The organism is Streptomyces sp. NPDC013455, assembly GCF_040632975.1.
Lineage (GTDB): Bacteria > Actinomycetota > Actinomycetes > Streptomycetales > Streptomycetaceae > Streptomyces.
This window is the reverse complement of sequence record NZ_JBEYCX010000004.1, coordinates 68,619-89,178: the sequence shown is the minus strand read 5'-3', so window position 1 is coordinate 89,178 and position 20,560 is coordinate 68,619. Positions and strand designations below refer to the sequence as shown.

Below are 20,560 nucleotides of genomic sequence, written 5' to 3'. Positions count from 1 at the left end.
TCCGGGCACGGCTGTCACCGCCGTGTAACAGCCCGTGCGCACACCACAACCACCCGCACCCCCGCCGGGTCCAACCCAGCGCCGACCGGACCGGCCGGCTGATGGACCGTCAATCACGCACGGGGGTACCGGACATGACCAGCAACACCCGCCGTACCGCGGGCTCCGCCGCCGTCGCCGCGGCCGCCTTCCTGCTCACGGCCACGGCGGGCGTCCTCGCCGCCCCGGCCGCCTTCGCGGGCGTACCCGGCGGCACCTCGGCCGCCGACCGCAACAGCGACTTCGACGGTGACGGCTACACCGACCTGCTCACCGGAGTCCCCGAGGGCACCGTCGACGGCAAGGAAGGCGCCGGCTACGTCACCGTCCAGTACGGCGCCCCCAACGGCATCGGTACCCGCACCACCGTCCCCCGGGGGCGGGTCCAGGTCGTCAGCCAGTCCACGAAGGGCGTGCCCGGCACCTCCGAGGCATGGGACGACTTCGGACAGGCCGTCGCCACCGGCGACCTGGACGGCGACGGCTACGACGACGCGGTGATCGGCGCACCCGGCGAGGACGAGGGCGGCGTCGCGGACGCGGGCCGGGTCACCGTGCTGTACGGCTCGAAGAAGGGCCTCGGAACCGCGGGGACCGCCTCGGTCACCGCCGCCCGGCCCGCTGCCGGCGCCCGGTTCGGACTGGCCGTGGCCGCCGCCCGGTTCACCGGCGACGTGGACTCCGACCAGCTGGTCGTGGTGGACCAGGAGGTGGGCCTGAACGTGTTCACCTGGCACGCCGGCGTCCTGCGCCGGGTGGGCGCCCCGCACTCCGCCGGCCACCGGCTCCAGCCCGGCTACGTCACCACCGGCGACTACGACCGCGACGGCTTCGCCGACCTGGTCGTCTCCGGCTACAGCCCCGACGACGACTACGCCAAGGGCTGGTCGGCGTACTACGCGGGCGGCCCGCGGGGCCTGGCCCACCGCCGGGACCTGCACGGCGGCCTCGGCTCGGCCTCCGGCGACATCGACGGCGACGGCTACGACGACCTCGTGGTCGGCCAGTTCGGCGCCGCCGACGACGCCACCGGCGACGCGCACGCGCCCGGCGGCCTGGTCGGCGTCTACTACGGCGGCGAGCACGGCCCGGCCGGCACCCAGGGCCCCGGCACCGCCCCCCAGTGGTGGTCGCAGAACTCCCCGGGCGTCCCCGGCACCGCCGAAGAGGGCGACGCCTGGGGCGCCGACCTGTCCGTGGCCGACGTGGACGGCGACGGCCGCGCGGACGTGGCGGTCGGCGCGCCCGGCGAGGACGTGGGCACCACCGCCGACGCGGGCGCGGTCTGGCTGCTGCGCGGCTCCCGCGACGGCCTCACCGGCGCCCACGCCCGGTCCTTCGACCAGAACACCCGGGGCGTCCCCGGCACGGCCGAGGCCGACGACGCCTGGGGCGCCCAGGTGCGTCTCGCCGACACCGACGGCGACGGCCGCGCCGAACTGCTGGCCGCCGCACCCGGCGAGAACGCGGGCGACGGCGCGATGTGGCTGCTCCCGGCGAGCGGTGGCGGGCCGCTCGCCGACGGCTCCTGGTCCTACGGCGCGGCGGCCCTCGGCGGCACCGCCCACGGCGCCCGTTTCGGCGCGGTGATCGACGAGTAGCAGACCGGCCCGGATTCGGGCGGTGTGCCGACAGACGGCACGGGTACCCGGGGTGTCCCGCAACGGAATCGACGCAGGGTCGAACGAAGGAGGAGACCCCGGATGACCAGCACCAGCGAGACCGGCGACGTCACCGGCACCCGCGACAAGGACTACAACCTCATCTGGTACGTCGAGGCGTGCCTGAGCAACGCCCTGCGCCTGGAGCAGTACATCCAGGACGCCGAACGGGACAAGGACGACGAAGTCGCGGACCTGTTCCGCAAGGCCCAGGCCGACAGCCGCAAGGGCGCCGAACTGGGCAAGCAGCTGCTGCGCTCGCGGCTGAACGGCGGCTGATCTCCGCCTCCTCAGGCGAACCGGGCACTCCGGGAAGGGGCCCGGCGGGCCGTACGCGCCCCCGCCGCCCCGGTCACGCCCCCTCGGGGGCCACGACCGGGACGCGGCCCGCGCGCCACGGCCCGCCGGGCCCACGCCGTGCCCGAAGACCCCCGGGCACGCGCCACGGCCCGCCGGGCCCACGCCGTGCCCGAAGACCCCCGGGCCTCGTCCCGGTCGTCCCCCGCGACGCTCCTGCGCAGGGCGGCCCCGAGCGTTGCCGCGGGCCCGGTCGGGGCGTGCTCAAGGCAGCGGCTGCTCCGCCCAGATCACCTTGCCGTGCGGGGTGTACCGGGTCCCCCAGCGCTCGGCGAGCTGCGCCACCAGGAACAGCCCCCGCCCGCCCTCGTCGGTGCCGGCCGCGTACCGAAGGTGCGGCGAGGTCGTGCTGTGGTCGGAGACCTCGCAGATCAGCGTGCGGTCGCGCAGCAGCCGTACCCCGATCGGGCCGCGCCCGTACCGGATGGCGTTGGTGACCAGCTCGCTCAGGATCAGCTCGGTCGTGAACGCAAGTTCCTCCAGGTCCCAGTCGGCCAGCCGCCGGGTCACCGAGGCCCGCACCCGCGACACGGCCGCCGGCTCGGACGGCACCTGCCACTGCGCGACCCGGTCGTCGCCCAGCACCCGGGTACGGGCGACGATCAGCGCCACGTCGTCGCTCGGCCGCGCCGGCAGCCGGTCCAGCACGGTCCGGCAGGTGTCTTCCGGGGAGGCGCCCGGCGTCCGCCGAAGGGCGTCGCGCAGCAGGCCGAGCCCCTCGTCGATGTCCCGCTCCCGGTCCTCCACCAGCCCGTCGGTGTACAGCACCAGCCGGCTGCCCTCCGCCAGCTCCAGCTCCGCCGTCTCGAACGGCAGCCCGCCCAGGCCCAGTGGGGGACCCGCGGGCAGCTCCGGGAACTCCACGGCGCCGTCCGGACCCACCAGCGCGGGCGGCGGGTGCCCGGCCCGGGCCATGGTGCACAGCCGGGACACCGGGTCGTAGATCGCGTACAGGCAGGTGGCGCCCGTCACCACCGCCGCGCCCCCCGCCGGGGTCTCGTCCTGGTCGATCCGGCCCACCAGCTCGTCCAGCAGGCCGAGCAGTTCGTCCGGCGGCAGGTCCAGCGACGAGAAGTTGTGCACGGCCGTCCGCAGCCGGCCCATCGTCGCCGCCGCGTGCAGCCCGTGCCCCACCACGTCGCCGACGACGAGGGCCACCCGGGCACCGGACAGCGGCAGCACGTCGAACCAGTCGCCGCCCACCCCGGCCTGGGCCGGCAGATAGCGGTAGGCGAGCTCCAGGGCCCCCTGCTCGGGCAGCGAACGCGGCAGCAGACTCCGCTGGAGGGTGACCGCCATGCTGTGCTCACGGGTGTACCGGCGGGCGTTGTCGATGGCCACCGCCGCCCGCGCCACCAGCTCCTCCGCGAGGGCCAGCTCCTCGGCGTCGAACGGCTGCGGCTTCTCCGCCCGCCAGAAGTTCGCCACGCCCAGCACCAGGCTGCCCGCCCGCAGCGGCACGGTGATCAGCGAGTGGATGCCGTACGACAGCACCTGGTCGGTCCGCTCCAGGTCCTGTGCCCGCCAGCCGGGCTCCGCGCGCAGCCGCGGCACCACGACCGACTGCCCGGTCGTCAGCGCCCGGGCCTGCGGCGAAGTGGCCACGAACCGGATCCGCTCGCCGACCGGGTACAGCGGGGCGTCCTTGTGGACGCCCACGCAGGCCGAGCGGCGCAGCGCCGTCCCCGGCCGCGGCTCCTCCCCGCTCAGCACCGCGTCGAACAGGTCCACCGTCGCGAAGTCCGCGAACCGGGGCACCGCCACCCGCGCCAACTCCTCCGCGGTACGGGCCACGTCCAGGCTGGTGCCGACGCCCACCCCGGCGTCGTACAGCATGTTCAGCCGCTCCCGCGCCACCTCCGCGCGGCCGGACAGGGCGCGCAGCTCGGTGGAGTCGCGCAGCGTGGTGACGCTGCCGGGCGGGCCGCCGCGCAGGTCCGTGGGCCGCTGGTTGATCGCCAGCAGACGGTCCTTGACCAGGTGCACCTCGTCCGTGGCCACCCGCCCCGAGGCCAGCAGCCCCGCCGTCTCCTCGTCCAGGCCCAACTCCCGTACGTCGCGCCGCTCGGCGTCCGCGGGCAGGCCGAGCAGCCGGTGCGCCTCGTCGTTGGCCAGCAGCAGCCGGCCGTCACCGCCGACGATCAGCACGCCCTCCCGGACAGCGTGCAGCACCGCGTCGTGGTGCTCGTACATCCGGGTCATCTCGTAGGGCCCGAGGCCGTGCGTCTGGCGCAGCAGCCGTCTGCTGACCAGGGCCGTGCCCGCGGTGGCCAGCGCGAGCGCGGCGGCCGCCGCGGCGAGCAGCAGCGGCAGTTGCTGGTCGGCGGCCCCGCCCACGTGGGCGGTGGTGATCCCGGCCGAGACCAGGCCCACCACCTTGCCGGCGGGGTCCTTCACCGGCACCACGACCTGCACCAGCGGGCCGATCGTGCCGGTGATGTGCTCGGTGACCGTGCCGCCGGCCAGCGCCGGGGCGGTGGTGCCGACGAACTTCTTGCCGATGCGGTCGGTCTTGGGGTGCGTGTAGCGGACGCCTTCGGTGTTCATCACGACGATGAAGTCCACGCCGGTCGCCTTGCGCGCGGCCTCCGCCTTCGGCTGGAGGACGGCCGAGGGATGCGCTGAGCGCAGCGCCGCCACCGTGCCGGGCGCGTTGGCGAACGTCTCGGCCACGGCGAGGGAGCGGTTGGCGGCCTCCACGTCGGTGTCGCGCCGCACCTGGAGCACCTGGGCCACCACGGCCGACACCACCAGCAGCACCACGATCACCACTTGGAGCAGGAACACCTGCCCGGCCACGCTGCGGCCGCTCAGCGCCGACCGCAGCACCCCCGGCCGCCCCGGCCGGCCGGCGTCCCCCTCGCGTTCCCGCGGCGGCGGGACGTCCGGTGCGCGCGGGTGCCCGAGGGAACGGAGCGGCCGAGTCACGGGCCGGCCGGGCAGTCGCACCATGTGCCCATGTCTACACTGCCCGGCCGTATCCGGCGAGACCGTCGCCCGGGGCGGACGACGGCCGACCGGACGGCGGCCGACCGGACGGCGGTACCCCGGGAGACGGCCCCGGCCGACCGGCCGCTACCCGGGTGCCGCGCGGCGGGTGGCCAGCAGCAGGGCGACGTCGTCGGGGCGGTCGGTGGCCCGCCGGGCGGTCGCCGTGAGCCGGTCGGCGACCCCGCCCAGGGACCGCCCACCGGACCGGCCGACGGCGGCACCGGCCCTGGACAGCACCAGCCGCAGCGCCGTGATGCCCTCGTCGATGTCCGCGCCGGGCCGTTCCACCAGGCCGTCGGTGTACAGGGCGAGGACCGCGTCCGGCTCCAGCACCAGCTCGGTCACCGGGTACCGGGCCTGCGGGTCCACCCCGAGGACGACACCGCCCGGGACGTCCAGCAGCCGGGTCCGTCCGTCGGGAAAGCGCAGCACCGGCGGCGGATGGCCCGCGCGGGCGATCCGGGTCAGGCCGGTGGCGGGATCCAGGCGCAGATAGCAGCAGCTGGCGAACTGACCGGGATCGAGGTCGATCAGCAGGAGGTTCGTACCGCACATCACCTCGTCCGGCGGCCGGTCGCCCAGCGCGAACGCCCGCACGGCGCTGCGCAGCTGGCCCATGGTGGCCGCCGCCTGCACCCCGTGCCCCTGCACATCACCGATGACCAGCGCGAGCCCGTCCCCCGACCCGACCACGTCGTACCAGTCGCCGCCCACGTCCATGCCCTGGGTGCCCGGCAGATACCGGCCGACGGTCTCCACCAGCGGGTGCGCGGACAACCGGCGCGGCAGCAGGGCCTGCTGGAGGCCACGCGCCAGGGCCGCCTCGCTGTCGTAGCGGCGCGCCCGCTCCATCGCGTGCGCGATCAGCCCGGCGAGCGCGGTGAGCACCGTGCGCTCCTCCGTGCTGAAACCGCGCGGGCGGTCGAAGCCGAGGATGCAGGAGCCGACCGGCCGGCCCGAGGCGATGAGCGGCAGGAAGGCGCGGGCCCCCTCGTGGGCGTCGAGCGGGAGGCCCGGATAGGACGCCGCGATCTGCTGCATGGACTCGAAGAACAGCGGCCGGCCGGTGGTCAGGGTCTCCACGCCCGGAATGCGCGCGTCCAGGCCGACACCGTCGAACGGCGCGAGGAAACCCTGCGGGAAGCCGGTCTCCCAGGCCAGGTACAGATGCCGGTCCTGGAGCAGGTAGATGGCCAGCCGCCGGCCCCCGAACGCGGGCAGCAGCTCCTGCATGACCACCGCCGACACCTGCCGGGCGGTCACCGCGTCCGTCAGCGCGATGGCCAGCGCGATCGGCCGGTACAGCGGCGCCAGCGAAGAGCCGCCCACCGCCGGGTCCCGCCCACCGTGCGCCTCGGCGGCCGGCTCCGCCGCCCGATCCACGCGGCTGGCCGGGACGAGCGTGCAGGTCAGCAGGTCCGCACCGGGGTGCACCGACACGGCCAGCCAGTCGCCCTCGCCGGGCGCGTCCCGGTCGTCGGCCGGCCGCCGCGCGTGGAAGTGCACCGGTTCGGGGGAGAGCAGGGCCCCGCGCAGGTGATCGTCGTACGGCGGCCCGGCCAGCCAGGGCATCGCCTCCCACAGCGCGCGCCCGAGCAGCCACTCCCGCTCCCGGCCGGCGAGCCGGGCCGCCGCCGGGTTGACGTACACGATGAGCCCCGTCCGGTCCAGGCAGAACACGCCCTGCGGCAACAGGTCGGCCGCACCGTCGGCGGAGACCGCCGCGCCGGGGTCGAACACCACCCCGCCCACCGCCGGACCGACCGCGCCGGCACCGGCCGGCCACACGTCCAGCAGCCGCGGCGTGCCGTCCCGGGCCCGCAGGCTCAGCGGCGCGCCCGGCGGCGTCCCGGCGGCCGCGTCGTGCAGCGCGGCCAGGACGCGGTGCGCGTCGGCCGGGGCCACGGCGTCCGCGAGCGCCCGCGCCGTCCCCGTGAACTCGCCCGGCCGCAGACCGAGGAGTGCCCGCAGCCGGTCGTCCGCGCGCACCACGGAGGTCACCGGGTCCCAGCTGAACCGTCCTGCGGCGGCCCGCGCGGGCCGGCTGGCGGGCGGCCGCAGGCACCGCGGCTCCCCCTCCCAGAAGACCGCGCTCTCGTCGCCGCCGGCCAGGCCGAGCAGCTCCGCGCCCAGACCCTCGGCGAGCCGGGCGAGCAGTTCCCGGTCGGGCAGTTCCTCGGCGGCGTCCGTCGCAGCCGGGCGCAGCACCGTGAGCACCCCGAGCGGCTCGGCGGCACCCGGCGCCGGCAGGGGCACGGGCACGTGCACCGATCCGAACGGGAAGGGCAGACCGGCCGCGAACTGCGGATAGCGGCGCATGGTCTCCGCGGCGTTCGGGAGCACCACCTGGACACCGAGCCGGTAGGCGTCGGCGACGGGGAACGGACGGCCGACCTGCAGCCGCCACCACGGCCGGAACAGGGGGCCGGGCAGCCCCACGATCACCGCCAGACGCAGCAGTCCCGGGGTGCCGGACCGCAGGTACACCCCCGCCACCCGGCCGCCGGCCGAGCCCAGGGCGCGGGCACAGACGTCGGCCAGCGGCGCGGCCAGCCGGGTCCGCGCGCGGCCGTCCTGCTCGCCGCTCCCCGCCATCGGCCCTACCTCGTCCCGTACGCCTCAGGGTGGATGACACAGCAAGAATGCGCCTCCACCCGCGTGGAACGCACCTGGGAGGACGGCGAGGAAGCACGGCCACGGGGAAGCGGGACGTCCGGGCCGGGGCCGGCGGGGGGGAGCGGGACGTCCGGGCTGGGGCTGGCGGGGGAGCGGCACGGTCGTGGCCGGGCCGGGGCCGGCGGGGGGGAGCGGGACGGCCGGGCCGGGGCTGGCGGGGGAGCGGCACGGTCGGGCCGGGCCGGGGCTGGCGGGGGAGGAGCGGGACGTCCGGGCTGGGGCTGGCGGGGGAGCGGTCGGCGGACCGCCTCACACCAGTGCCCCGCCCGAGTGGCGGGGCTCCTGCCCCACTCCTAGTAATGGACTGCGTGACGCCGCGGCCGTACCCGGGGGCGCAGGTGCGGCCGCCCCTTCTCCTGGAGCCGAGATGACCACCCGCTCTTCGTCCCCCCGTCCCGACGACTCGCTGATACCTCCGGCACCCGCCGCCACCGGCGTCCCCACCCCGTCCCCCCAGCTCCTCACCCTGCCCCTGCGACCTTCCGAGAGACCTTCCGAGCGACCTCCCGGCACGTCCGGCGCGGACGGCTCCCCGTCCGTCGGTCCGGCCGACGATGCGTCCGGCGGTCCGGCCGACGATGCGTCCGGCGGTCCGCGCGGCGATGGCCACGGCGATCGGCGCGGCGGCCCTGGTGGAGGCCCCGGCGGCGGTTCCGGCGGCGGTTCCGTGTCCGGTGATCCGCTGCCCGGCCTGGTCCGCGCGGCCGTCGCCGACCGGCCGCTGGAGGACGTCGTCCGGCTCATCACTCTGCTGGAGCGCTCACCGGAGCATGCCCGGACCACGGCCGACGCCCTGCGCGCGGTCGGGGTGGACCGGTCCGTGGAGGACGTCACGCGCCTGGTGACCCTGCTGACCGAGCCGCCCCGGGACACCGGCAGCGCCGACGAGGCCATCCGGGCCGCCGCCGAGCGCCGTCCCCTGGAGGACGTCTCCCGGCTGATGCAGCTGCTCCACCGCGACCCGGTGCGACCGCACTGCGGGGAGGCGGCGGTGCGGGCGGTGGCCGTCCACCGGCCCGTGGAGGAGCTCGCCGAGCTGATCACCCGGCTGGCCGCGGACCGGACGACCGGCGAGCGAGCGCTGCCCGAGCCGGTGAACTCGGCGGCGATGAACCTGGCGCCCACGGGCCCGGAGCCGGCGTACCCGGAGCGGGCGTACCCGGAGCCGGCGGGAGCGGAGGCCGCGGACCGGCGGCCTCTGGCCGAGGCCGCCCCAGCGGCAGGGCGGAACCCGCAGGCCGGGCCGGCGGAGCCACGTCCCACCGAGGGCCGGCCCGTCAGGAGGAAGCGGTCCCGGGCGGAGCGGCCGGCGGCCCGGCACGCGCGCGCGGAGCGGTCGGCGGCCCGGCGCCGGGCCGCGGACGGTCCGGCTAGGACGGTGTGCGTGCGGGCCGCCCGGGGCGCCGCGCTGCTGATGGTCCTGTGCGGGGTGGCCCACGCCCCGCGCTACTGGGCCGGACTGTCCCACGGCGCGCTCGGGGCCGCCCTGCTCGCCTCGGCGCTGTGCGGTCTGCTGGCCCTCGCCCTCACCGCGCGGGCGGTGCCGGCCCGGCTCGTCGCGGCGACGGCCGCCGTCGGGGCCACCGCGGTCCTCGCCGCGGGGCAGATGCTCGGCGGACGGTTCGGCCTGCCGGCCCCGGTCCGGCTGGAGGCGGCGACCCTGGCCCCGTCCTGGCTCGCCGGCACGGCGGCCGCCGCGGCGGCGCTCGCGGCGCTGACGGTCCTGCTCACCGGGCTCGTGTCCACGGCCGCGTCCTGGAACGCCGGGGGGACGCGGCATCCGGCGGGGGCCGGTCAGGGCGCGGTCGTCTCCCCAGGCAGGGTCCGGGCGGGGCGCAGGCTGCGCAGGGCGAGTACGAGGACGCCGATGTCGTCCAGGTAGACCGGGTCGGGCAGCAGGTCGGCGGGGAGCAGCAGGTAGGCGACCGCACCCCAGAACACCCACCGCGGGCCCGTCGGCAGCCCGGCGCGCCGCAGCGTCCGCCGGGCTCGCACCAGCCGTACCAGCAGACCGACGGCGACGGCGAGCAGTGCCGCCGCGACGACGGCCCCGATCACCAGCAGCGTCGTGGTCGTGTCCATCCCTGGCTCCTTGTCCGCGCCGGAGCGCTACGACGAGCGGTCCCCGGCTTCGCCGCCGGCGCCCGTGCCGTCGCCCTCCGACAAGTCGTCCTTCCGCAGGTCGTGCTTCCGCAAGTCGTGCTTCCGCAAGTCGTGCTTCGAGAGGTCGTGCTTCGGCAGCTCGTGCTTCGACACGTCGTGCTTCCGCAGGTCGTGCTTCGGCAGCTCGTGCTTCGACACGTCGTGCTTCCGGAGGTCGAGTTTCCGGAGGTCGAGTTTCCGTGAGTCGTGCTCTTGTACGTCGTCTTCCCGGGCGTCGTCCTTCCGCACGTCGTACCCGCGTGCGTCACCGGCCGGCGGATCCTGCGGCGCGGGGTGCGGCGGGGCGTCCGCAGGGGACACCGGCTGCTGACGGCCCTTGCCCGCGAGCTTGAGCCGTTCGAACGTCCGCGTCAGCTGCTGGAGCGCACCCGGCGTCCGGGAGCCGGGCCGCTGCTGCGGCACGGCGGGCGCGGGTACGTCGCGGTAGGCGGCCAGCGCCTCCAGCGCCTGCTCGGCCGCCTGCTGGTACAGGTCGCGGGACTTCGTCATCGCCTCCAGCGCCTCGGCGTACATGGCGACCAGCCGCCGCTCGCGCTCCAGTTCCTCCCGCAGGGTCAGCAGCGTCCAGTTCTCGCGCAGGTCCGTCAACGCCTCCTCCGCCTCCCGGGGCAGGGGCCGGGGCAGGGCGACGAAGCGGCGCAGGGCGGCGACGAGTTCGGCCGGTTCCGAGCCGTCCAGGAAGACGTTGCGCACGCTGTGTTCCCGGCCGTCGTAGTCCCGCGGCGCCGGATCCGGCGGCAGCAGCACCGCCCCGCCGCGCGGCACCTCCACGCCGAGGTCCTTCAGCGCCCAGTTGACGGCGCGCAGCTGCTGCGGGGCGGCCCGGTGCTCGATCACACGGTGCCTGAGGCCGGGCGGCAGCAGGCGCGCCAGCGGCAGCCGGCCCCGCTCGTCCGGCGTCATCGCCTCGTGGACGACGACGTTCACGCACCAGGACTCGCGGGCCGCGTCCCGCAGGCGGCGCCGCATCTCCTTGTCGTCCTCGGGCAACGCGTTGACCTGCCGGAAGCGCAGACCGGCGACCGTGGCGTGATGGTCCCAGGAGCCGTCACCGCCCTCACCCGAGCCGCCCTCGGGCCAGAACAGGGTCGCGGGGGAGGGCCATGCCTCGTCCCACGGCCGTTCCGCTTCCGCGACCAGCCGCCACACGTGCCCCTGCGGCCGGCCCCGACGAGGTTCGAGGGTGAGCCTGGCCCGCACGGTCACCGTGCCGCCGGCCCGCCAGCGTGCCTCGAAGATCCGCGGGTCCGGATCCCCTGCCCCGGGCGGCTCGGCGAAGTCGTCGATGTCCCCGGTCTCCTTGTGTCGTCGCAAGGTGCGGCGGACGACGTCCTCGGGAGCGGGACCCGTGTGGCGGCCCCGGGCCGCCCAGAGGGTCTGCGGGATGGTGGCGTGGTCGGTGGCGGAGTTCGACATGAGCCAATCTGCTGATGGGGGCGGATGTGCCCCCCAGTATCACCGTTCGGCGGGCCGATCCGTCGGCCGGGGCCCGGCCCCGCGCGTCGCCCGGGTGTGCGCCCGGCGCACGGGGTGCGCGGCGCACGCCCGGGGAGTGCGGCGTACGCCCGGGGAGTGGGGGCCGCGCGTCGGCCGAGCACGTCTCACGCGTGCCCGCCCGCCGCGCACGGCCCCACACTGGTCCGTCGAACGGGGCCCGCCCGCCCATCCGCTCAGGGGCGGACCCCGTTCACTCGTCTCTCCCGTGCCCCTGCCGTGCCCGCGCACGCATCGCATCCGCCGTCCCCTCCCGTGCCCGCGCACGCATTCGCCGTCCCATTCCGTGCCCGCGCACGCATCCACCACCCCTGCCGTGCCCGCGCACGTATCCACCGCTCCCTCAGTCGCCCGCGCGCACCCGGCGTCTCTCGCGTGCCCTGCCGGGTGCGCGCGCTGCTACCCCGAGACCGGCCCTGATCGTCCACAGGCCGGGCGGGCCGGTGCCGGGAGTTGTCCACAGCCCGGAGCGAGTGTCGGACCGCCGTGCCAAGATCGCCGCATGCTCACTCACGGCCTGCTGCCCACCGAACCCCACCGGTCCAGGACCTACGTGCTCTGGGCCGCGTCCCACGACCCGGCCGCGGAGAGGGCGGCCGACGCCCTGCTGGGCGAGGTGGCGGTGGCCGTGTCGTCCGCCTATCCCCGGATGGGGCGCTGCCTCGAGCGGCTGCGGCGGCCGGCGAGCGGGCTGCCGGCCGCCCATCTGCCCTGGTTCTGGGACACGGTGGCCCACCGTCTGCTGGGCTACCCCGGCGGTGCCGCCGCCAAGGCGTACACCCTGGCCCGCAAGGCGGAGCGGGAGCACGCGCTGCCCGTCGACCCGGGCTGGCGGCGGGCCAACACGCTGCTTCTCGCGACGCGCGGGGCCCTGCCGGTGAAGGAGCTGAGCGAGCACCAGCGCTGGCTGGCCGGACAGCTCGGACCGGCCGAGGCACATGAGGAGTACGTCCGTGTGCTCACCGCCTGGGCGGCCTCGCCCGGGGAGCTCCCGGCCGACCTCGCCCGCCGGATCGCGGCGTCCGCGCGGGCCGCCGGTCTCGGCACCGACGAGGTCGCCCGCGTCCTGGGGCAGGTCCTCGGTGCCGCCCGCGGCAAGGCGGTCCCGGACGCCCTGCTGGAGGCCGCCGCCGGACCGCTGGGCGACCATCCGCAAGGCCCCGGCGTGCAGGCCGCGTTGCTCGACCTGTTCCCCGACTCCCGCAAGGACGCGGCGGTCTGGCTGCGGCTGCTGCTGCGCGTTGGGATCGTCGACGCGGCGGCGGCCGGGCACCTCGATCCCGAGGGCGGCCTGGCCGGCTGGCTGGGCCGGTACACGCGCATGTACCGCCATCAGCGGGTGGCGTACGGCGGCGTGTCCAGCCAGCCCGTGCCCGAGGAACTCTTCGAGATCGTCACGCGGTTCGCCCCCCGGCTGCGCGCGGCGGGCACACCCGTGGTGATCCACGAGGACAGGTACCGGTGGCCCGGCCTGGACGCGGACCTGCTGGACGCCTGCCTCGCCGAGGGCATCACCGTCGAGGACCCCGGTGACGCCGTGACGCTCACCTTCTGGGGCGACCGGTCGCGCCGCGACCTGAAGGCCCTGGCGGCGCACCCGGTCTTCGGGCGCCGTCTGGAGGGCACCGTGCACGAGGGGCTGCGCGGCGCGGGCACGGCGATCACCCGGCTCCCGGAGAACGCCGGCATCGCGAGCGAGGTGCACACCCGGATCGAGGGCCTGCTCGGCGCGCTGCGCGGCGGCGGGCTCGCCGCGGCCGACGAGGCGGTCACCGAACTGGCCGGCCTCCTCGACCGGCCCACCGCCACCGCCCTGGACGGCATCGAGGAGGCGCTGGCGGCGCTGGACCTCACCGGCCCGCTGGCCCGCGCCCTGCGCGCCGGGCTGCCCGAGGAACTGGGCTGGCCCGCCCTGGAGGCGGCGGTCGCGGGCTTCGACCCGGCCGACGCCCTCCGCGTCACCTGCACCTGGCCCGTCCTCACCGTCTTCGGCGCGGACCGCGCCGTGGCCGTCGACCTCGCGGGCACGCGCGCGGCCTGCTCCTTCAGGCTCCCGGACGAGGCGACCTCGCACGCCGTCCACTACGTCGGCGGGCAGTTCCTCGTCAGCTGGCGCACCGGTGACCGCCACTCCTTCGCCGACCAGGCGTTCTGGGCCGACCGGCCGCACGAGGTGTTCACACCCGGGGACGCGTTCGGCCTGCGGCCCTACGGCGGACTGATCGAGGGCGGGTTCGGGTACCAGTTCGAGACCCCGGACGGCGGCGGCCGGTTCGACGGGGAGCGGGTGCTGCGGCCGGGCGGGCGCGAGGGCATCGGCGGCCACGACTTCCAGATGAGTGACGGCCGGCGCCTCTGGGGCGCGCAGGTGTTCCACACCCGTGGCAACTGGACGCCGTACGACCCCGCGACCGGGGCGCCCGCGGCCGACCGCGCCCTTCCGGACTTCCACCGCGACCGGGACGTTCCGCCCGGCATGGAGGAGTTCGAGGGCGGCCAGTACCTCGCGGTGCTCCCCGAGGACGCCCCGGCCTCCCCGCTCGGGCAGAAGGGCCGGCTCGTCGGCTGCCGCGTCCTGAACCGCACACCCCACCAGGGCCCGTCGCCGACCGAGTTCCTGGTGGAGTCGGTCGACGGCCGCACCGCCCGCTACCGCAGCCGCCGCTTCGGCCGCCACCCGTGGGGCGTCATCGGCCTCCCGGAGGGCGGCGAGGACGCCGTCACCGTCGGCGAGATGACCGTCCGCTGCCACGCCGCCGCGGACAACTCACTGCTGTGGCAGGTCCACGGCTTCGCCTCGCCCTCGAAGCGCGACCGGGACCGCGCGCCCACGCTCGGGAAGGAGGCCGGCCCGGTGCCGCCGCCCGCGTTCTGGCACTTCCTCACCCCACGCGACGCGCGTTCCTCCAAGGCGCTGCGCGCCGTCGCCGATGCTTCGGTGCGCGCCCTGCTGGACGCCGCCCTGGACACCCCGGACGACGACGGGCTGCGCGACCGGGTCACCCGGCTGCTGCCCGAGGTCGCCGACGCCCGCGTGCGGGAGGGAGTGGTGCGCGCGGCCCGGCTCGCGGCCGACGTGCTGCGCCGCCGTGAGCACCTTTCCCGGCGCGTCGGCATCATGCGTTCCGGGCCGGTGGTGACCCTCCCCGCCGACACCCCCGACACCGCCCTCGCGCCCGCCCTGAACGGCCTGCTGCCCGACCTGCGGGCCTACGAGGCGTACGCCCCCGAGCGGCATCCCGGCACCCTGACGGCCATCGCCGCCGACGGCCGCTTCCTGCGCGGCGAGATCGACGAGGAGACCCGCAGCCTGGCGCCGCCGTCCCGCCCCGCCGAGTGGCAGACGCTGCTCGGCGGCATCGACGCCGTCGCCTGGCGGGCCGCCGTCGAGACCACCGCCGAGGACGACCGCACCGCGCTGTCCGCCCTGCTGCGGACCTGGAGCCGGCAGCCGTTCGCCGAGCCCGGCGGCGAGTGGCGCACCGGTCGCGCACCGCAGCGGCAGCTCGCCGGCGCACCGGCCGCGGCGGCCGGGCCCGCCCGTGACGGCCTGTCCCGCTTCGTGCAGCCGGCCGGGGCCCCCGCCCCCGACGGCACCGAGGAGGAGCGGACCGTCACGATCACCCGGGACGACGCCGCGCGCCTCGCCCGGCTGCTGGAACGGGTCGAGCGCGACGGACCCGTCCCGCTGACCCCGGAGGCCCTCGCCGTCTTCTGCCGGCGCACCGGAGCGCGCCGTCCCGTCGCCCACCTGGTCCTCGGCGGTCTCCCGCGCCGCACCGGGCACGACGACCACGCCAGGATGCTGCGCTCCAAGCCCTACCAGGCGAACAAGACCACGGCCTCCGAGTACGACGCCTGCTGGCACCGGCTCGGGCCGCACGGCCGGCGCGCGCTGCTCGCCGCCGGGGTCCCGGAGGACCCGGCCGACCTGTGGACCGCGGACGGGCCGGTCCGGGCCGCGGAGCGCATGGCGGCCGTCTGGGCCGAACTGCTCGGCACGCGGCCCTACGTCGACGAAGACCTGGCCGGTGAGCTGGAGACGGACCTCGGCCTGCCGGCGGACTGGGCCCGCGCACTGCCCGCCGGCCGGCCGCCGGTCGAACCGGGCGGACACGTCCTGGTCGGCAGCCGCAGCGGCCGGCTGTACCTGCACCGGGCAGGCCCGGACGGTACGGCCGGGGACGGGATACGCCGTGGCCGGGCCCCGCACACCGAGGCACTGAGCGTGATCGCCTGGGCCCTGACCGAGCGGCCGGTCGGCGACCCGGCCGCCGACGGGGCGCTGCGGCTGTACGAGCTGCTGCGGGCGTGGCTCGCCGCGCCCGGCACGCTGGTCGAGCTGATGGGCAGTCCGGTGCTGGCCCGGGCCGCCGCCGAGGACCCCGGCTTCCGGCCCTACGAGGGCACCGTGATCCCGTGCTCCGAGCCGCTCCTGGACACCGTCCCGGGACCCGCCACGGCGAGGGACGACGGCATGTTCGTCGTCGCGGCTCCCGGCGGGGACGTGTTCCTGCGGACGGCCGCCCTGGCGGAACCGGAGCGGGTGGCACGGGCGTGGGACCTGTGCGATCGATGGGACCTGCCCCGGCTCCGGCAGGAGGTCACCGGGATCCGGGAGCTGCTCGACGGCATGTCCCGGATGGCGGCCCGCGCGGCCGCGACCCCCGTGCCCGCGGGCGGCTACGAGGCGAACCCCGCGCTCAGCGTCCCCGGCCTGGTCGCCGAGGTCGCGCGGCGGCTCGGTGTCGGCACGGACGCCGCCGCGCTCCACCTCCAGCTGACCGCGCTGGCCCGGCCGACGGACCGCAACGTCCGCCGCTGGAACGGCTGGACCCCCGCCCGGCACAAGGCGGCGCAGGCCGAGCTGGTGGCCGTCGGGGCGGTGGAGACCGGCCGGCGGGCCCGCGCCGGGCGCACGGTCTTCGCCCGTGACACCTGGGAGGCTCTCGGCGCGCCCCATCTGCCGGTGGAGAGCGGCAAGCTGGCCACGCACGGCGCGGTCCGGGCGGGCAAGGGCCTGTACGGCCCCCTCGTCAGGCTGCTGCCGACGGTGCCGCTGCACGAGTTGTTCGCCCGGGCGGCGCGGGGCTGAACGGAGCAGGGGCCGGCGCACCGGCGCCGGCCCCTGGAACCCTGTCGGGTGCGGGAGTTACGCCCCGCTCTCCCGCAGCATGTCCTCACGCTCGACGATCTTCACGCGCTCGCGGCCCTGCGGCTCACCCAGGGCGCGCTCGGCGGCGTCCAGCCTGTACCAGCCCTCCCAGGTGGTGAAGCGGACGTTGCGCTCGGCGAGGAAGGCGTCCACGGCCTCCGGCTCGGGCGTGTCCGGGGTGTGCAGCCGCCCGTTGGCGTAGTCGTCCAGCAGGTTGGCCACGGTCTCGTTGGCGTCGCCCTTGGTGTGGCCGATGAGGCCGACCGGGCCGCGCCGGATCCAGCCGGTGACGTAGGTGGACCGCAGGTGGGTGCCGCCCTCCTCGATCACCCGGCCGCCCTCGTCCGGGACGGTGCCCGACTCGATGTCCCAGGGCAGCTTGGGCAGCTTCTCGGAGAGGTAGCCGACCGCGCGGTAGACCGCCGTGACGTCCCAGTCCTTGTAGACGCCGGTGCCCTTGACGTTGCCGGTGCCGTCCAGGGCGGTCCGCTCGGTGCGCAGGCCGACGACCTTGCCGTCCTCGCCGAGGATCTCGGTGGGCGACTCGAAGAAGTGCAGGAAGAGCTTGTGCGGGCGGTCGCCGGTGTCCCGGATCGCCCAGTTCTCCAGCGTCTTGGCGACCATGTCGGCCTGCTTGTTGCCGCGCCGCGTCTCGATCGAGCCCTCGTCGTAGTCGATGTCCTCGGGATCGACGATGACCTCGATGGTGGGGGAGTGGTCCAGCTCGCGCAGCTCCATCGGGCTGAACTTGGCCTGCGCAGGGCCACGGCGGCCGAAGACGTGGATCTCCACGGCCTTGTTGGCCTTCAGGCCGTCGTAGACGTTCGGCGGGATCTCGGTCGGCAGCAGCTCGTCGGCGGTCTTGGCGAGGATGCGGGCGACGTCCAGGGCCACGTTGCCGACGCCGAGCACCGCGACCTTCTCGGCCTCCAGCGGCCAGGTGCGCGGCACGTCCGGGTGGCCGTCGTACCAGGACACGAAGTCGGCGGCGCCGTAGGAGCCGTCCAGGTCGATGCCGGGTACGGGCAGCTCGCGGTCGGCCATGGCGCCGGTGGAGAAGATCACCGCGTCGTAGAAGGCGCGGAGGTCGTCCAGGTTGAGGTCGGTCGGGTAGTCGACGTTGCCGAACAGACGGATCTGCGGCTTGTCGAGCACCTGGTGCAGCGCGGTGATGATGCCCTTGATGCGCGGGTGGTCGGGCGCGACGCCGTAGCGGATCAGGCCGAACGGGGCGGGCATCCGCTCGAAGAGGTCGATGGACACGCCGGGGTCGGCGGCCACCTCGGACTTGAGCAGGGCGTCGGCGGCGTAGATCCCGGCGGGGCCGGCTCCGACGATGGCTACCCGCAGGGGGCGCGGCATGATCAGGTTCCCTTCGAACGCGAATGGGCGACTTGATCAGGAAGCCTAAACTAAGGCACACCTAAGTTGGTACGGGGGTCCGGTCTATGACCCCATAAGCCGGTCTTATGACTTGCCCAGGCAGTGCTTATGCCGCGCACCGACGGCATTCCGGCCCGGCCGGTCGGCACTTCACTCGGCGGCTGCGGCGCGGCGACGCCGTGCTGCCCGGGCCCGGCGGACCCTCCACATGCGGTCGGCGCCCACGCCGAGCAGGCTGGAGCCAGGGCAGGGCGCGCACTCGCCCGTGAACCACCGGCCGGCACCCACCGCACCACACGATCACCGCACGGGAGAACACTCATGCGCGCAACCCTCATGTACGGCGCCGGCGACGTCCGCGTCGAGAACGTCCCGGACTCCGTCGTCAAGCTGCCCACCGACGCCCTGGTCCGCGTCACCGCCTCCTGCATCTGCGGCAGCGACCTGTGGCCGTACGGCTCGATGAAGCCCGAGGACGGTCCCGCACGGATGGGACACGAGTTCATCGGCGTCGTCGAGGACACCGGCTCGGAGGTCACCACCGTCAAGCCCGGCGACCTGGTCGTCGCCCCGTTCGCGATCTCCGACAACACCTGCCAGTTCTGCCGCGAGAACCTGCACACCTCCTGCGCCCACCCGCAGGCCGGCTTCTGGGACGGCGAACCGGACGAGGGCGGCCAGGCCGAAGCGGTCCGCGTGCCCCTCGCCGACGGCACGCTGGTCAAGCTGCCCGTCGCCGCGGACTCCGCCCTCATCCCCTCCCTGCTGACCCTCTCGGACGTCTTCGGCACCGGGTACCACGCAGCCGTGGCCGGCGGCGTCGACGAGCGCACCCGCGTCACCGTCATCGGCGACGGGGCCGTCGGCCTGCTGGCGGTGCTCTCGGCCAAGCGGCTCGGTGCGGAGCAGGTGATCCTCATGGGCCGCCACCAGGCCCGCGCCGACCTCGGCCGTGAGTTCGGCGCCACCGACGTCGTCCCCGCCCGTGGTGAGGAGGGCATCGAAGCGGTCCGCGAACTCACCGGCGGCCACGGCTCCCACGTGGTCCTGGAAGCCGTCGGCAACATGCCCGCCTACGAGCAGGCCCTCGGCATCGTCCGCCCCGGCGGCGTCATCAGCCGCGTCGGCGTCCCCCAGTACGACGAGGCACCCATCGGCTTCGGCAGCCTCTTCCGCCACGGCATACGCCTCGCCGGCGGCCCCGCACCGGTCCGCGCCTACATCGAGGGACTGATGCCCGACATCATCGACGGCACCATCGAGCCCGGGAAGGTCTTCGACGCCACCACCGATCTCGACGGCGTCCCGGCCGGCTACCAGGACATGGCCGACCGCAAGACGCTCAAGGTCCTGGTCAGGCCCTGACCGCGGGCAGACGGCCGGCTCCTGCCCGCGGGCCGTCGGTCCAGTCCCTTGCCGAGCCGGGTCAGGCCGGCCGGACGATCCGGTGGATGGCCGACTCCCCGGCGCCGTAGATCGACTCCTCACGGATGGTCGAGCCCGGTCCCGGAGCGTGCACCATCATGCCGCCGCCGATGTGAAGGCCCACATGCCGGTCGTCGTCGAAGAAGAGGACGAGATCACCGGGTTGGATTCCGGCCGTCGTGACCGGGGCACCGAACAGTGCCTGCTCGTGCGCGGCGCGCGGCAGCTCGACGCCGGCGGCCTTCCACGCGGCCTGGACCAGGCTGGCGCAGTCGTACGAGTCCGGCCCGGTCGCACCCCACACGCACGGCTTCCCGATCTGCGCCCGGGCGAACGCGATCGCCTTGGCGGCGCGCGGGGCCCAGAGCGCCTCGGGCCCCGGGGCGCCGGCCGGCGTGGTCGTCGCCTGCCCGGGTGCGACGACCGGTTCGGCGGGAGCGGGCGACGGCGCGGCGACCGGCAGAACAGCCGTTCCACCCAGGTCCAGCCACCCGTTCACCTCATTCCGACCCGGCAGCTCGGCGATCACACCTGCCCCCGGCACTCCGGCCACCACGCCTTGGGGCGCCCATCCGTCTACCGGGCCACTGGCGGGCAGTTCGGCCAGCGCGCCCCGGGTCGCCCAACCGTCTACTGCGCTGCGGGCGGGCAGTCCGGTCGTCGCGCCCTGCGTCACCCATCCGTCTGCCGTGCTGTGGGCGGGCAGTCCGGCCACCGTGCCCTGAGCCGCCCATCCCTCCACCGCGCTCCCGCCCGGCAGTGCGGCCACCGCGCCTCCGGCGGGCAGTGCGGCCACCGCACCCCCGCCCGGCACTTCGGCCACCACACTCGCGCCCGGCAGTGCGGCCACCGCGCCTCCAGCGGGCAGTGCGGCCACCGGGCCCCCGGCGGGCAGTGCGGCCACCGGGCCCCCGGCCGGCAGTTCGGCGGCCGCGCGATCGGTGGGGCGTTCCAGAGCCAGTGGCCCGCGGCCGGACGGGCCTGGTTCCAACACCTCCCGGGCGCCGCCCGCGAGGGCGCCGGTCCCCTCCCCATGCGGTTGCCGGGGGAGCGCCGGTGCCGGTGCGGCCGGACGTCCGGGCAGCCGGTCGGCCGGCAGGACGGCGGGGACGGTCGGGCCGAGCCGGGCGCGCGCCCCCTCGAACCACTGCCGGGCGACCTCGTCGAGTCCCGGATCGCCACCCTGGCCGGCCGCCTTGGCCAGCGGAACGCCGCG

General features: G+C 76.1%; 10 protein-coding genes and 1 pseudogene. 5 read left to right on the top strand and 6 right to left on the bottom strand.

Going from position 1 to position 20,560, the window contains the following annotated elements; genetic code table 11:
- The first annotated feature begins 134 nt into the window (after window positions 1-134).
- Window positions 135-1,640 (top strand): FG-GAP repeat protein, encoded by a 1,506-nt coding sequence (locus tag ABZ576_RS09030; RefSeq protein WP_360737787.1) that lies wholly within the window; start codon window positions 135-137, stop codon window positions 1,638-1,640.
- Between the two features lie 102 nt (window positions 1,641-1,742).
- The gene (locus ABZ576_RS09025) at window positions 1,743-1,979 is read left to right on the top strand and encodes a hypothetical protein (RefSeq protein ID WP_360737785.1); all 237 of its coding nucleotides are present in this window, start codon (window positions 1,743-1,745) and stop codon (window positions 1,977-1,979) included.
- Between the two features lie 282 nt (window positions 1,980-2,261).
- On the opposite strand, the gene ABZ576_RS09020 is transcribed toward ABZ576_RS09025, so the two are convergent.
- Together ABZ576_RS09020 and ABZ576_RS09015 are read right to left on the bottom strand one after the other, a co-directional pair.
- Entirely contained in the window at window positions 2,262-5,009 is a 2,748-nt protein-coding gene (locus ABZ576_RS09020; RefSeq protein ID WP_360737782.1) for a SpoIIE family protein phosphatase, read from the bottom strand.
- A 123-nt stretch (window positions 5,010-5,132) separates the two neighbouring features.
- Window positions 5,133-7,643, bottom strand: coding sequence for a SpoIIE family protein phosphatase (locus ABZ576_RS09015; protein ID WP_360737780.1), 2,511 nt, complete (start codon window positions 7,641-7,643; stop codon window positions 5,133-5,135).
- A gap of 748 nt (window positions 7,644-8,391) precedes the next feature.
- On the opposite strand from ABZ576_RS09015, the gene ABZ576_RS09010 reads away from it, so the two are divergent.
- A complete protein-coding gene (locus ABZ576_RS09010) occupies window positions 8,392-9,606 on the top strand; it encodes a hypothetical protein (protein WP_360737778.1) in 1,215 nt (404 codons plus the stop codon).
- On the opposite strand, the gene ABZ576_RS09005 is transcribed toward ABZ576_RS09010, so the two are convergent.
- Together ABZ576_RS09005 and ABZ576_RS09000 are read right to left on the bottom strand one after the other, a co-directional pair.
- Window positions 9,519-9,806: a hypothetical protein gene (locus ABZ576_RS09005; protein ID WP_360737776.1), complete on the bottom strand. Its 288-nt coding sequence runs from the start codon at window positions 9,804-9,806 to the stop codon at window positions 9,519-9,521. The two genes, ABZ576_RS09010 and ABZ576_RS09005, sit on opposite strands and share 88 nt — an antisense overlap.
- Before the next feature lie 384 nt (window positions 9,807-10,190).
- A pseudogene (locus ABZ576_RS09000) lies at window positions 10,191-11,303 on the bottom strand (hypothetical protein); the annotation flags it as partial.
- Window positions 11,304-11,883: 580 nt separating this feature from the next.
- Here ABZ576_RS09000 and ABZ576_RS08995 point away from each other — a divergent pair.
- Window positions 11,884-16,476: a hypothetical protein gene (locus ABZ576_RS08995; protein WP_360737774.1), complete on the top strand. Its 4,593-nt coding sequence runs from the start codon at window positions 11,884-11,886 to the stop codon at window positions 16,474-16,476.
- A 57-nt stretch (window positions 16,477-16,533) separates the two neighbouring features.
- Here the strand turns inward: ABZ576_RS08995 and ABZ576_RS08990 are convergent, their stop codons facing one another.
- Window positions 16,534-17,898, bottom strand: a complete 1,365-nt coding sequence (locus ABZ576_RS08990; RefSeq protein WP_360737772.1) for an FAD-dependent oxidoreductase — start codon at window positions 17,896-17,898, stop codon at window positions 16,534-16,536.
- A gap of 342 nt (window positions 17,899-18,240) precedes the next feature.
- Between ABZ576_RS08990 and ABZ576_RS08985 the strand changes: the two genes are divergently transcribed.
- Window positions 18,241-19,284, top strand: a complete 1,044-nt coding sequence (locus ABZ576_RS08985) for an alcohol dehydrogenase catalytic domain-containing protein (RefSeq protein ID WP_360737770.1) — start codon at window positions 18,241-18,243, stop codon at window positions 19,282-19,284.
- A 61-nt stretch (window positions 19,285-19,345) separates the two neighbouring features.
- Here the strand turns inward: ABZ576_RS08985 and ABZ576_RS08980 are convergent, their stop codons facing one another.
- A complete protein-coding gene (locus ABZ576_RS08980; protein ID WP_360738381.1) occupies window positions 19,346-20,335 on the bottom strand; it encodes a C40 family peptidase in 990 nt (329 codons plus the stop codon).
- Window positions 20,336-20,560: the final 225 nt, after the last annotated feature.